The organism is Ruegeria sp. N7, assembly GCF_056531345.1.
Map to the genome: position 1 here is coordinate 183759 of NZ_JBQFLR010000002.1, position 14014 is coordinate 197772.

At 59.1% G+C, this 14014-nt stretch carries 10 protein-coding genes; 3 read left to right on the forward strand and 7 right to left on the reverse strand.

Features of this window, described 5'->3' with window-relative positions; genetic code table 11:
- Positions 1–8: 8 nt before the first annotated feature.
- The 6 genes from ACR0ES_RS05495 to pepN form a co-directional block, all read right to left on the reverse strand.
- Positions 9–440 carry a DUF4177 domain-containing protein gene (locus tag ACR0ES_RS05495; RefSeq protein WP_480486266.1) on the reverse strand — a complete coding sequence of 144 codons (432 nt, stop codon included), beginning with the start codon at positions 438–440 and terminating at the stop codon, positions 9–11.
- Positions 441–520: 80 nt separating this feature from the next.
- Complete coding sequence (pepT, locus tag ACR0ES_RS05500) at positions 521–1777, reverse strand: peptidase T (RefSeq protein WP_480869818.1); 1257 nt, start codon at positions 1775–1777, stop codon at positions 521–523.
- A 147-nt stretch (positions 1778–1924) separates the two neighbouring features.
- The gene (gene gatB, locus ACR0ES_RS05505; RefSeq protein ID WP_480869820.1) at positions 1925–3436 is read right to left on the reverse strand and encodes an Asp-tRNA(Asn)/Glu-tRNA(Gln) amidotransferase subunit GatB; all 1512 of its coding nucleotides are present in this window, start codon (positions 3434–3436) and stop codon (positions 1925–1927) included.
- A gap of 81 nt (positions 3437–3517) precedes the next feature.
- Positions 3518–4777, reverse strand: a complete 1260-nt coding sequence (locus ACR0ES_RS05510) for a hypothetical protein (RefSeq protein ID WP_480869822.1) — start codon at positions 4775–4777, stop codon at positions 3518–3520.
- Between the two features lie 129 nt (positions 4778–4906).
- Positions 4907–5335 carry a hypothetical protein gene (locus ACR0ES_RS05515; protein ID WP_480773213.1) on the reverse strand — a complete coding sequence of 143 codons (429 nt, stop codon included), beginning with the start codon at positions 5333–5335 and terminating at the stop codon, positions 4907–4909.
- Complete coding sequence (gene pepN / locus ACR0ES_RS05520) at positions 5332–7884, reverse strand: aminopeptidase N (protein ID WP_480486257.1); 2553 nt, start codon at positions 7882–7884, stop codon at positions 5332–5334. The genes ACR0ES_RS05515 and pepN overlap by 4 nt, the downstream gene beginning before the upstream one ends.
- Before the next feature lie 207 nt (positions 7885–8091).
- Here pepN and ACR0ES_RS05525 point away from each other — a divergent pair, with 207 nt between their 5' ends.
- The 3 genes from ACR0ES_RS05525 (at position 8092) to ACR0ES_RS05535 (ending at position 11713) form a co-directional block, all read left to right on the forward strand.
- Positions 8092–10227, forward strand: a complete 2136-nt coding sequence (locus tag ACR0ES_RS05525; RefSeq protein ID WP_480773214.1) for a malate synthase G — start codon at positions 8092–8094, stop codon at positions 10225–10227.
- Positions 10228–10284: 57 nt separating this feature from the next.
- Positions 10285–10710: a GlcG/HbpS family heme-binding protein gene (locus tag ACR0ES_RS05530; RefSeq protein ID WP_480481817.1), complete on the forward strand. Its 426-nt coding sequence runs from the start codon at positions 10285–10287 to the stop codon at positions 10708–10710.
- A 223-nt stretch (positions 10711–10933) separates the two neighbouring features.
- Positions 10934–11713, forward strand: a complete 780-nt coding sequence (locus ACR0ES_RS05535) for a gamma-glutamyl-gamma-aminobutyrate hydrolase family protein (protein WP_480773215.1) — start codon at positions 10934–10936, stop codon at positions 11711–11713.
- Between the two features lie 59 nt (positions 11714–11772).
- Here ACR0ES_RS05535 and ACR0ES_RS05540 read toward each other — a convergent pair whose 3' ends face one another.
- On the reverse strand, positions 11773–14013 hold the full coding sequence (locus tag ACR0ES_RS05540; RefSeq protein WP_480869824.1) for a xanthine dehydrogenase family protein molybdopterin-binding subunit: 2241 nt from the start codon (positions 14011–14013) through the stop codon (positions 11773–11775).
- Position 14014: the final 1 nt, after the last annotated feature.

Genomic DNA, 14014 nt, shown 5'->3' on the forward strand with positions numbered 1-14014 from the left:
GATCCGTCTCAGGCGTCTTTCTTGTCGCCCGCGGTATCCGTATCCTGGTCAACCTGTTCCCGGCTTTTCAACGACAAGGGCGGCTCATTCGCGTCTTCCGAAATTGGTTTCGGCGCGGCCACCACACCGGGGCCGGGGATCGGTTGGGCCAATGGGGTGTCGTCAAACTCGGGTACGTCTCCGATCACCGACGCATCGACTTCCTCGGCCACGACCCGCCGGAACACCAGCACATTGCGCCAGTTTGTGGTCGATCCGGTCAGGCCCGAGCGTTCCTCGCTGGGCAGCAGCTCGGCGCGCTGGTATTCCCAGCCGTCCTGCGCCATCTGGTTCAGAACCTGTTCGACCGAGACCGCAAAGCGGCCCTCGGCCGTTTTCACGCCCTTGGCTTTCACGCCCTTTTGCGGCGCGGGGACGACCTTGTATTCAAAAAGCTGCATCAAGTGTTCCTAAATACCTGTTCGCGCCAACTTACCACGCTGACCCCCGGGTGAAAGAGCCGTCGCCCGACCGGCGGTTATCAGCCCTGATTATTGCCGCCAGCCTGTGCCGCCTTGGTCACAACCGACAGACACAGCTCGGTCGCCACTGCCATGTCCTGTACCGAAATCCACTCCAGCGGCCCGTGAATGCACTGCATTCCGGTGAACAGGTTGGGGCAGGGGGTACCGAACTCGGTCAGGCGCGACCCGTCGGTGCCGCCGCGGATCGGGACCGACAGCGGCTCGATCCCCAGCTCGCGGCAGGCGTCGCGCGCCAGATCAACCGGTGTCATGTCGTTTTCCAGCCAATAGCGCATGTTCCGGTATTGGTGGCTGATATCGCAGGTGATGGTCGCGCGCGGTTCCGTGGCCTGCACGGCGGCACAGACCTGCCGTACGATGTCACGTTGGGCCTCAAGGCCCTCCATTTCGAAATCGCGCAGGATCAGCTTGATTTCCATCTCGGACGATCCACCGCTCATGTCGGTGACATGAATAAACCCGTCGCGGCCATCGGTTGTTTCGGGTGTCATGGTGGCCTGCGGCAAGGTCTGCACGATCTTCGCCGCCAGATGGGCTGCGTTCACCATCTTGTCCTTGGCCAGTCCGGGGTGGATCGATACCCCCTCGATCCGGATCACGGCACGGTCGGCCGAAAAGCTTTCATATTCGATCTCGCCCACTTCGGCACCGTCCAGAGTATAGGCGAAATCCGCCCCCAGATCCTTGGGCAGCTGTTCGGTAACGCCGCGCCCGATCTCTTCATCCGGGGTAAAGGCAATGCGGATAGGCCCGTGCGGGATATCCGGGTTTTCGATCAGATGCCGGGCCATAGTCATCAGGATCGACACCCCGGCCTTGTCATCCGCGCCCAGCAGGGTGGTGCCCGATGCCGTGATCAGATCATGTCCGATCTTTTCGGCCAGATAGGGGTTCTCGTCCGGAGACAGCACCAGATCCGGGTCGTCCGGAAAGGAAATGTCGCCACCGTTATACCCCTTGATCACCCGCGGCTTGACGCCCGTTGCATTGAACTGGGGGGCCGTATCCACATGCGCAAGAAAGCCTACCGTCGGGCCGGGTGCGGTGCCGGGGATGGTCGCGACGACCACGCTGTCACCTGTCAGCGTCACATCGCTGGCGCCGATATCGGTCAGTTCCTGCTTCAGCAGGTTCAGCATGTCGAACTGTATCTGTGTGCTCGGCGTGGTCGCCGAGGTCTCGTCGCTCTGACTGTCGATCGCCGCGTAACGCACCAGCCGATCTTCGAGTTCCTGATCAAATCTGTTCTGCATGATACCTCACCTCTCTGGGTCGGAAGAAAGGGTGCAATCACAGGCGAAGTCAAGCCGATGAGCTGACCCCATTTCTTAAGAAATCGTGGAAATCTGATTGTACAAACCTGACAATTGCCACTGGCAGGCTTGTACAAAATGTAAGGTTCAGGAACTCAGCTTCTTGCTGACCAAATCGTTAACGGCCTTCGGGTTGGCCTTGCCGCCGGTCGCTTTCATCACCTGACCCACGAACCAACCCGCCAGTTTCGGGTTCACCTTGGCCTTCTCGACCTGGGCCGGATTGGCCGCGATGATCTCGTCCAGTGCGGCCTCGATCGCACCGGTGTCGGTGACCTGTTTCATTCCGCGATCCTCGACGATCTGCGCCGGGTCACCGCCTTCGGTATAGACGATTTCAAACAGGTCCTTGGCGATCTTGCCCGAGATGGCATCAGAGGAAATCAGGTCGATGATCCCACCCAGCTGCACCGGAGAAACCGGCGACTCCGTGATGTCGTGGTCTTCTTTTTTCAGACGTCCGAACAGCTCGTTGATCACCCAGTTCGCGGCCAGTTTGCCATTGCGGCCCTGCGCGACCTCTTCGAAATAGGCCGCCGATTCCACTTCGGCAGTCAGCACCGAAGCGTCATAGTCGGTCAGGCCGAACTCACTGATAAAGCGCGCTTTTTTGTCGTCAGGCAGCTCTGGCAGATGGGCGGCGATATCGTCCACCCATGCCTGTTCGATCTCCAGCGGCAGCAGGTCGGGATCGGGGAAATAGCGGTAATCATGCGCTTCTTCCTTGGACCGCATCGACCGGGTTTCGCCCTTGTCCGGATCATACAGGCGGGTTTCCTGCTCGACCTTGCCACCGGCTTCGACGATGGCGATCTGGCGGCGGGCCTCGACCTCAATGGCCTGCTGGATGAACCGCATCGAGTTCATGTTCTTGATCTCGCAACGGGTGCCCAGATGCGAAAAGTCCTGTGTTTCCTGATACTTCTCATAAGCACCTGGCAAACAGATCGAGACGTTCACGTCCGCCCGCAGGTTGCCGTTCTGCATGTTGCCGTCGCAGGTGCCCAGATAGCGCATGATCTGACGCAGCTTGGCGATATAGGCTGCGGCCTCTTCCGGGCCGCGAATATCAGGGCGGCTGACGATCTCCATCAGGCAGACACCGGTCCGGTTCAGATCGACAAAAGACATGTGCGGGTCCATGTCGTGGATCGATTTGCCGGCGTCCTGCTCCATGTGAATGCGTTCGATCCGCACCATGCGCGCAGTGCCGTCCCCCATCTCGACCAGAACCTCGCCTTCGCCCACAATGGGATGATAAAGCTGGGAAATCTGGTAACCTTGCGGCAGGTCAGGATAGAAATAGTTCTTGCGGTCAAAGGCCGATTTCAGGTTGATATCCGCTTTCAGGCCCAGCCCGGTGCGCACTGCCTGTTCCACGCAGAACTCGTTGATTACCGGCAGCATTCCCGGCATTGCCGCATCCACGAAAGCCACGTTCGAATTCGGCTCGGCCCCGAATTTGGTGGACGCGCCCGAGAACAGCTTGGCATTGGATGAGACCTGCGCATGCACCTCCATCCCGATCACCAGTTCCCAATCGTGCTTGGCCCCGGCAATGGTTTTGGGTTTGGGCATTTCGTGTGTCAGGTCGAGCATGGCGCGCCTCATTTCCGCAGAAGTCTAAGCCTGCGTATTAGGCCCGGCAGGGCCTAGGGGCAAGGGGGAATCCTGACGCGTTCAGTTCTTGGAAAACTGCAGACCGGACGGTGTGAAGGTTACATCCTTGCCGCTGCGCAGTTCATCCCGGAACAAATCCGAGATGGCGCGCAGCGCGTCGCGCTGACCGCGCGCAGCAAACCGCTCGGGCGAGTTGATGCGGACAGAGTTGTTGAACCCGTTGGCGGCATGGGCCCAGATCAGGGGGTGAAGCTCGGTCAGGTGATCGCGGATCAGCCAGTTTGCGGTGTCGCGCATATGGGCACGGACATTGTCTGCCTTTTCGTTCAGCCCGCGACCATTCTGAATGGTGATTGCACAATAGGCCGACAACATATTGATCATCTGTTGGTCAGGGCGCAAACCTACGATATCGCGCAATCCTTCAAGGAAATATTCGACATCGACCTGCGCGCAGGCCTCTTCGTCCAAAGCGATGGCATCGAATTGCACCCACGTATATCCACCTGCGCCCCAGACATCCTGTGTCCGGACGGCATTGCGCAAGGCTTGCAATTCCAGTTCTGCGTAGCTGCCGAACCACCGGGGCAAAAGGTGGCTGCCCATCGCGCGCATGTGACGCTGATTGCGCGGGTCCAGTGTGATCAGGCGCTCGTACTCATCGGCAACGCGGGCGTTTGACTTGCGCTGCCCGGCCAACAGGGCACAACCGGCGGCCGCAATCAGAGGGCTGTCCGGTGCATCCGCCTTGCATTTGGGAAGGATCGCAGCGGCCCGGTCGAAATGAGCGGCGCATCGCGAGCGGTGCAAGGGCGGCAAGGCCGTGTCCGTGGCGTTCCCGCGCCAAGCCCAGGCCAGATCGATATGGGCCAGCGCCACAACAGCAGCGATCATCGGATCGCCGGGATTGTCTGACAACTCGCCTTCCAGTTCCGAAATACCACCCAGCAAATCGTAGTCAGATATGGCCTTGCCGTCCGACAGCGCATGTTCCGCAGCCAGAACCACGTCAGATCGGGCCCCGAACGCCAAAAGATCGGCAATCGGCATACCATCCGACACGGCAGCACGATCCTGATCCGCTGCACGCATTTCATCGGACAACTCGGTCCAGCGATCCTGTCTGGCCAGATAGCGCCCATGTTCGATTGTAGAATGTCCAATCAGATTGTCGCAATTCGACGTTGCAACAGGAATGTTGAGCTGCCCATGTTCAGGCAGGGCAGCGGCCAGCGCAGATTTCGTTGCGCACAGATCTTCTGAGGCGTCCGTGGGATTGGATATGGGCTGGGCAAACAGCGCCCTTAACGACCGAAACATGGTAAAACTCAAAACTGTAAAAACACTTAACTGAGTCTGAAGTCTGGCGAGGTATCAGGCTCAATTCAAGTAATTTGCTTAATAAACTTTGTTTTTTGTGTCCAATGCGCCCTTAGATCACGCAGTGTTTCAGAAAACAGTGAAATGATGACGGTTTACGCGAAAACCTGCCTGTTTCAGAATGGTTTCCAGATCCCGATGCGGCGGCAGAGACTCATCTGGCAGCCGGATTCGTTTCCCGGATTTCAGGACGATGGATAGGCGAACGGAAAAGTCCCACCGGGTGTCAAATCGGAAATGGTCGATATCCCGCATCGGGATATCTCCCTTACGATTGCCCGTGAACCAGCGCACCGCATCCCGGTCCAGATGCACGCCAGCGCTGGTATTCTGGATCACGTCCCAGATTGCGGGGAGAGTGGCAAGAGACAGCAGGCCGACAACCCACCAAGCCGCGTCGAACAGGATGACCAGCGCCAGCAGGGTCGCGTAGACACTGGCCAGAATGACCAGTGTTCGTGTGTTCCGGTTGCGGCGGGTAAAGCTGTAGGGTGTCATGCGCCGAGGATGCGGGATACCATTTCCGTCGTGTCGCGCGACAGGTTCGGTGTTTCTGCAATGCGAGAAAGCTGCGCGCGCATCTGGCCCTGACGCCCGGTGTCGTACCGTTTCCAGGTCTGAAAAGCTGAACACATCCGTGCCGTGGTTTGCGGGTTCACAGGATCAAGGCGGATCAGCCAATCGGCCAGCAGGCTGTACCCGGCACCATCCGGCTGGTGGAACCCTGCGTGGTTCATCGCCAAGGCCCCCATGACAGCGCGGAACCGGTTCGGGTTCTTCCAGTTGAAATCGGGATGCCCGGTCAATGCCTTCGCCGTTTCCGGTGTCGCCTCGGGGGCGGCCATGGTCACCTGCAAGCCAAACCATTTGTCCATGACCAGCCGGTCATGATGCCATTGGTCATAGAAGGCGGTCAGTTGGGCCTCGCCCTTGCGGGCACGCAACAGGCAGGACAGGGCTGTCAGTTGCAGGGTCATGTTATCCGCTTTGGTATACACAGCGGCCGCCATTGCCCCTCCGTCCAGACGAGAGGTCAGCGCCAATGCCGCACTGCCAAGGGCGCGTTTTCCGGATTGCTGGGCATCCGGGCTGTAGGGGCCATCAACCAACGCCTCGCTGTGCAGGCGGGGCAGCAGATCCTGCACATGCTGTGCCGTGGCCTGCCGCAGCGTTTCGACCGCCGACCAGATTGCCATCGGATCGGGCGTTTGACCGTGTTCATGCAATGCCGCAGCCAGTTCGGATTGCGTCGGCAGCCCAAGCATCAAGGCGCGATAGGCCGGGTCCAGCGTGTCGTCGCGCAGCACGGCCAGCAGCCCGTCAAGGTAATCGGCGTCCGGGGTTGCCTCGTCCAAGATCATCCGCAGCAAGGTGTTTTGCGCCAGCGATCTGCCAGCCTGCCAGCGGTTGAACGGATCTGTGTCATGCGCCAGCAGAAACGCGCGTTCGGCGTTTGAATGATCGTGTTCCAGGATGACCGGTGCCGAAAAATCGCGCAGGATCGAAGCTGTGGGCCTTGTCGCAAGCCCCGTGAACTGAAAACTTTGCTCGGCCTCTGTCAGTTCCAGCACTTCGGTCGTGCGGACCTCATCCCCGTTTGGTCCCAGCAGGCCAACGGCGACCGGGATCACCTGCGGCAGTTTCTCTGCCTGACCCGGTGTGGGATCGGTGCGCTGTTTCAGTGTCAGGGTAAAGGTCCCGTCGGCCCAATCTTCAAATACGGTCAAACGCGGCGTGCCCGACTGGCTGTACCAGCGTTTAAACTGGGTCAGGTCGCGGCCTGTAGTGTCTTCGAACACTTTCAGCCAATCCTCGATCGTGCAGGCCTGCCCGTCATGGCGGTCAAAATAGAGGTCCAGCGCCTTTGCATAGGCCTCATCCCCGACCAGCCGCTTTAACATGCCGATGACTTCGGCACCTTTTTCGTAAACCGTGGCCGTGTAGAAATTGTTGATTTCCTGAAAGCTTTCGGGTCGTACCGGGTGCGAGAGCGGGCCGTTATCCTCGGGGAATTGCCGCGCGCGCAGGTCTATGGCGTCGTGTATGCGTTTCACAGGGCCCGAGCGCATGTCGGATGTGAACTGTGCATCGCGGAAGACGGTCAGGCCTTCTTTCAGACACAGCTGGAACCAGTCGCGGCAGGTGATGCGGTTGCCTGTCCAGTTGTGGAAATACTCATGCGCGATGATCGCCTCGATCCGTTCGAAATTGGCATCGGTCGAGGTTTCAGGACTGGCCAGAACAGCCGAAGAGTTAAAGATGTTCAGCCCCTTGTTTTCCATCGCGCCCATGTTGAAGTCATCGACGGCGACGATGTTGAAGACGTCCAGATCGTATTCCCGGCCATAGACATCTTCGTCCCATTTCATGGACTTCTTCAGCGCCTCCATGCCGAAGGCGCACTTGCCTTCATCCCCCGGACGCACCCACAGGTTTAACTCAACATCCCGGCCTGATCTGGTGGTGAACCGATCAGGATGGGCCACAAGATCCCCAGCGACAAGCGCAAACAGATAGGCAGGCTTGGGCCACGGGTCGGTCCATTCGGCCCATCCTTCGCCCTTGCCCGAGGGGTTGCCGTTCGACAGAAGAACCGGCAGGTCGCCATTGATGCGCACGGTAAAGGTGGACATGACATCGGGGCGATCCGGATAATATGTGATCTTGCGGAAACCTTCCGCCTCGCACTGGGTGCAATACATGCCGTTCGACATATAAAGCCCCTCCAACGCCGTGTTGTTGCCCGGATCGATCTCAACCTCGGCTTCCCAGAGGAACGGGGCGTCGGGAACACCGGCGGTCAGGCCCTTGTCCGTGACGTCAGGCGAAACTTCGGATCCGTTGATGGACGCGCGGATCAGGTTCAGATCTTCGCCGTGCAGGAAAAAGGTGCGATCGGTCGCGTCGGGATTTGGACGAAACGCGATACGCGACGTGACCCGTGTTGCATGTGCGGACAGATCGAAGGTCAGGTGTACGCTGTCCAGCAGATAACCAAACGGAGTGTAGTCTTTCAGGAAGATCGTGGTGGGGGCAGCGTCGCGCATGGGGGCCTCGCATCGGTTCGTGTCTGGCGCGACGTTAGGGGCATCGTTCCAGAGCTGCAACTGGCCCCCGCCATTCCCTTGTTGTTTTTGAAACAGCTTCCCTTCGATCCGAATAACCCTAACGCAAAGTCGAAAGTTGCCTATCGGAAACTTTCGGCCTAAGTCACTTACGCATACAATGGCACACAATCGCGGGAGAGCAGGAAGATGAGTGGCAGACAAACCCTGAGCGGGCTGCAGATCGATCCAATACTGGCAGAGTTTATCGAGACGCGGGCATTGCCGGGTACGGGTGTGTCGGCGCAGGATTTCTGGGCGGGTCTGGCGCGACTGGTGTCTGAACTGGGGCCGAAGAACCGCGCGCTTCTGGCCAAGCGCGCCGAGATTCAAGGGCGCATCGACAGCTGGCATATTGCGCGCGAGGGTCAGAGCATTGATCCCACTGACTATCAGGCTTTTCTAAAGGAAATTGGTTATCTGGTCGAGGAAGGCGACGGGTTTCAGATCGACACGACGCATGTCGACCCCGAGATTGCGCTGACGCCGGGTCCGCAGCTGGTTGTGCCGATAACCAACGCGCGCTTTGCGCTGAACGCGGCGAATGCGCGATGGGGCAGCCTGTATGATGCGCTTTATGGCACCGATGCGATAGGCGATCTGCCAACAGGCGGTGGGTATGATGCGGCGCGCGGTGCACGGGTGATTGCATGGGCGAAAGCTTTTCTGGATGACGCTGTTCCTCTGGCTGGTGGGTCTTGGGTCGACGTGTCGGGACTGCATGTCGAAGAAGGTGTTCTTTCCCCAGCACTGGCAAACCTTGCTCAATTTGTTGGTTTCGGTGGCGCGGCAGACAAGCCGGATTTTGTGCTTCTGAAAAACAATGGCCTGCATATTCAGATCATGATCGATCCGACTGGCGCTATCGGTGCCACTGATCGCGCAGGTATCGCCGATGTCCGGCTGGAATCCGCCCTTTCAACGATTATGGACTGCGAAGACTCGGTCGCTTGTGTTGATGCGGCAGACAAGGTCGTGGCCTATGGCAACTGGCTGGGCCTGATGAAGGGTGATCTGACCGAAGACGTCACCAAGGGCGACACCACATTTACCCGCAAACTGGCAGAAGATCTGACCTTCACCACACCGACAGGTGAGCAGGCGACCCTGAAAGGTCGTTCGCTGATGCTGGTGCGGAATGTCGGCCACTTGATGACGAACCCGGCCGTTCTGGACGCCGAAGGGCGCGAGATTGGCGAAGGGCTGATGGACGCGCTCTGCACCACTCTGATCGCAATGCATGACCTGCAACGGGATGGGGGTAACTCAGTCGAAGGGTCGGTCTACGTGGTAAAGCCCAAGATGCACGGGCCGGAAGAGGTTGCCTTTGCGGTTGAGATTTTCGACATGGTCGAAGACATCCTTGGCTTGCCGCGCAACACCGTGAAGCTGGGCATCATGGATGAGGAACGCCGCACGTCGGTCAACCTCAAAGAATGTATCCGCGCCGCGAAATCGCGCGTGGCTTTCATCAATACCGGTTTCTTGGATCGCACGGGGGATGAGATTCACACTTCGATGGAGGCTGGCCCGATGCTGCCCAAGGGCGACATCAAGAACACGCCCTGGATTGCGTCTTATGAAGACCGCAATGTCGATATCGGTTTGGCCTGTGGCCTGAAAGGCAAGGCGCAGATCGGCAAAGGCATGTGGGCGATACCGGACCGGATGGGCGATATGCTGGAGCAAAAGATTAGCCATCCGCAATCTGGCGCCACCTGCGCCTGGGTGCCGTCGCCGACCGCCGCGACTTTGCACGCCACACATTACCACAAGGTCAACGTATTGGCCCGTCAGGACGAGATCGCAGCGGCGGGTGCCCGAGGAACGCTTTACGATTTGCTGACCATTCCTCTGCTGGGGGGCCGCAATCTTGGTGACGCGGAAATCTCGCGCGAGGTCGAGAATAATGCACAAGGCATTCTGGGCTATGTCGTGCGTTGGGTCGATCAGGGCGTGGGATGCTCCAAAGTGCCCGACATCAACGACATCGGGTTGATGGAAGACCGTGCGACCTGCCGGATTTCGTCTCAGGCGCTGGCCAACTGGCTGCATCATGGCATTGTCGACGAGGCACAGGTGATGGCTGCGATGCAGAAAATGGCGGCTGTTGTGGACCGCCAGAATGCAAATGATCCGGGTTATGCCCCTATGGCGCCGGGCTTTAACGGAATTGCTTTTCAGGCGGCTTGTGACCTTGTGTTCAAAGGCCGTGTGCAGCCCTCGGGCTACACCGAGCCGGTCCTGCACGCGCGCCGTCTGGAATTGAAGGCAGCCACAGCGTAATACAAAGGGGGCGATCCGCCCCCTTTCTTCTTTCGACATGCAGACACAGGAATGCACATGGAAGTTTCCCTTCGCAAAGCCCGCACCATTATCCGCAAAGCGCTTGAGAAAGGCCGCGAGATGGAGCTGAAGCCACTTTCGGTGGTTGTTCTGGACGCAGGCGGCCACGTCATCGCGTTCGAGCGTGAGGATGATGCAGCACCGGGCCGCTTTGCGATCGCGCATGGCAAGGCATATGGCTCTGTCATGCTGGGCATGGCGGGCACGGCACAGATGCAACGGGCCGAGGCGCAAGCCTACTTTATGGCGGCGGTAAACGGAGTGTATGGCGGGCAGGTCGTACCAGTTCCGGGCGGGGTCTTGCTGCGGGGTCGAAAAGGGGACGTGATCGGTGCCGTAGGGGTGACCGGCGACACGTCAGAAAACGATGCTGCCGTTGCGATGGCGGGAATTGAGGCCGCCGGGTTGGACGGCGAGATTTAAGTCCGACCATTGAGAGCAGCTCCGTCAAAGCAATGACTTGGCGCATGTTTCCGACTTGAAGTTTTAGGCGGGGAAAGCGTGCCGAGACTGGGCTGATTGTCGGGAGAAAATTTGTGCACCCCTGAACACGTCCCTGCGCTGTCACGCAGGAGGTGTATTCTTGCACGACTGTGAAGCTGCGGTTAGCTTCCTTTCCAAGGGGATGAATAACAAGGAAAGCGGAATGTCTCGACCCGTTGTTGGTATTATCGGCAACTCATACCTCATGAACGATCAATACCCGACCCATGCAGGGGGGACGATGAATTCGGACGCTGTGGCGAACGTATCGGGATGTTTGCCGCTGCTGATCCCCGCCGATCCCCGTTATGTGTCTGTTGAGGAGTTGCTGGAGGTTTGCGACGGCTTTCTTCTGACCGGCGGTCGTCCCAATGTGCATCCCGAAGAATATGGTGAACCTGCAACCGAGGCGCATGGAGAGTTTGACCGCGCGCGTGACGCGATCACCCTGCCGCTGGTTCGGGCCTGTGTGGAACGGGGTCAGCCGTTTCTGGGCATATGCCGCGGATTTCAAGAGGTCAACGTGGCCATGGGCGGAACGCTCTATCCGGAAATTCGCGATCTGCCGGGGCGGATGAATCACCGGATGCCGCCCGATGGTACACTTGAGGAAAAATTTGCGCTGCGCCACGTGGTGAAACTGACGGAAAACGGTGTGTTCCACGACTTGTTTGGTGCGCAGGAGGTCATGACCAACACGTTGCACGGGCAGGGGATCAAGTGCATCGGACAGCGTGTGGTGATCGATGGGCATGCGCCGGACGGAACGCCCGAGGCAATTTATGTCAAGGATGCGCCCGGTTTCACGCTGTCCGTGCAATGGCATCCCGAATGGGATGCGATCAACGACCCGGTTTCACGCCCCTTGTTCGAAGCCTTCGGCATGGCTGTGCGGGGATGGGCGGCGGGGATTGCCTGTCAGGCAGTTCAGAAAACAGCCTGACTTGGGCACCGGACCGTGCGGGCGCGCGACGGACCGGTGCAGGGGAAAGTAAATGGCAATCAGACCAGCAGGTTGAACTGATTGATCAGCGGCAGGCTGCGCGCGCGTTTTCCCGTCAAATCAAACAGGGCGTTGCCCAGTGCGGGCATCGAGGGGGGCGTGCCGGGCTCACCAGCGCCGCCCATATGGCGGTTGGTTTCCAGAACGCGCACCTCGACTTGTGGCGCAGTATGCATACGAAGGGCGTCATAGTCGGGGAAATTGAACTGCTCGACTTCCCCGTCGGCGAAGGTAATCTCGCCGAAACACGCGGCCGACAGGCCATACATCATGCCGCCAAACATCTGTGCCTTGACGTTTTCAGGGTCCAGCGCCAGCCCCATGTCACAGGCGATCCAGGCCTTGTGGATGCGGATGGCACCGTTTTCGTCGACCACTTCGATAACCTGAGCCACCGGAGTGCCGAAGCTGTAGGTGAAGGCCACGCCACGGCCTACACCGTCAGGTGTTTTTCCGGTCCAGTTGGACATTTCCCTGACCGCCTCCAGACATCCTGCAGATGGGGCATGTTCGGTTCTCATCATTTCTAGCCGGAAGTCCAGCGGGTCGCGCCCTGCGGCATGGGCCAATTCGTCCATGAAGGTCTCGTGGAAAAAGCCGTTGTGGCTGTTGCCGACTGAACGCCAGAAGCCCACCGGGACAGCCAGATCAGCGACGTGGCCGCTCATCCGGTAGTTTGGCACGGCATATGGCTGGTTGAAGAACCCTTCGACCAGCACTTTGTCGGGTCCGCCTCCGGGGAAGCCGGTGTAACGCTCGACCGCCTGTTGCGTGCAGGACTGCGCTGCAACCTTGCCGTCAATAAGAACGGCCTTGCCGTCCTGAACAGCGCCGCGCATCCGGGCGATGGCGCCGGGGCGGAAGTAGTCATGGCGCATGTCTTCTTCGCGGCTCCAGGTTGTCTGGACCGGTGTGCCAGGCATGGCCATGGCGACCTTGGTGGCGATTTCTCCGAAATCCAGTTCGCCCCGGCGGCCAAACCCACCCCCCAGATAGGTGGTGTGAATCTGAACAGCCTCAGTGTCCAGATTTGCGGTATTCGCAGCGCGAAAACGGATCAGCGTCGGGGCCTGATTGCCGCACCACAGTTCCAGAGCGTTTCCGGTATAGAGCGCGGTGGCATTCATCGGCTCCATCGTGGCGTGCGCCAGATAAGGCACTTGGTATTCGGCAGTGACCTCGGTTGCGCCATCCGGCGTCACGCTGACATCGCCATCATCGCGCATGGTCGAGTTCGGCGCGCCGTCAAACGCCTCTGCAATCTTTGAGAAAATACCATCGGTATCAGGTGGATATGGCGCATCGCCCCAGTCGATCTCAACAGCCTCAACCGCCTGATTGGCCAGCCATGTGTTGTTCGCGATCACGGCAACACCTGTGCCCAGATCAACAACCTTTTCGACCCCGGGCATGGATATTGCACCACTGTCGTCAAAGCTGTTCATCGCGCCGCCCAGTTTGGGGTTCATGCGCACGGCAGCAAATTTCATACCGGGCAGGCGAACATCGATACCGAACTCGGCAGTGCCTGTCACTTTGCCCACCATGTCCAGTCGCGGTTGTGTCCGTCCCAGATAACGCCATTCGGACGGGTCTCGCAAAGGTACCTCGACGGGTTCCAGTCCGGCCGCTTCCACTGCAAGATCGGTATAAGCGATCTTGTCACCGTTTGGCGTGATGACATGGCCTGAAGCTGTTTTCAGATCCGAGGGGTCGATACCCAACCGATCAGCGGCGGCGCGTTTCAGCGTTTCACGGGCCGAAGCACCGGCTTGCCGCATCCTCTCGAACCCGTCCTTCATCGAGGTGGAGCCGCCTGTGACTTGCAGGCTAAGGGCCTTGCCAAGAACCCCCAGTGCTTCACCTAAGTTGTGTTGGAAGTCCGAGATGTCGTAGCCCTTGTTTGGCAGTCCCTCGCCCATCATGGCTGAGTTGTAATAGGCGGCGGCTGCCGGACCGTGCAGAACGGTGATCTGATCCAGATCGACATCCAGTTCTTCTGCGATCAGCGCGGCCCACGTGGTTTTCACGCCCTGTCCCATCTCGGCACGGGGCGCGAACAGGGTGATGCCATTCTGATCGATCAGTACGAAGGGGTTCAGGGCCGCTTCACCTTCTTTCGGTTTCAGCGGGTTGGGGGCAGGGCGGGTGACATAATACGCGCCAAAGGCGACGCCGCTGACAATTGCGGCTGAGCCGATCAGGAACGTGCGGCGGATAATTTTGCCAACAGAAGCCATC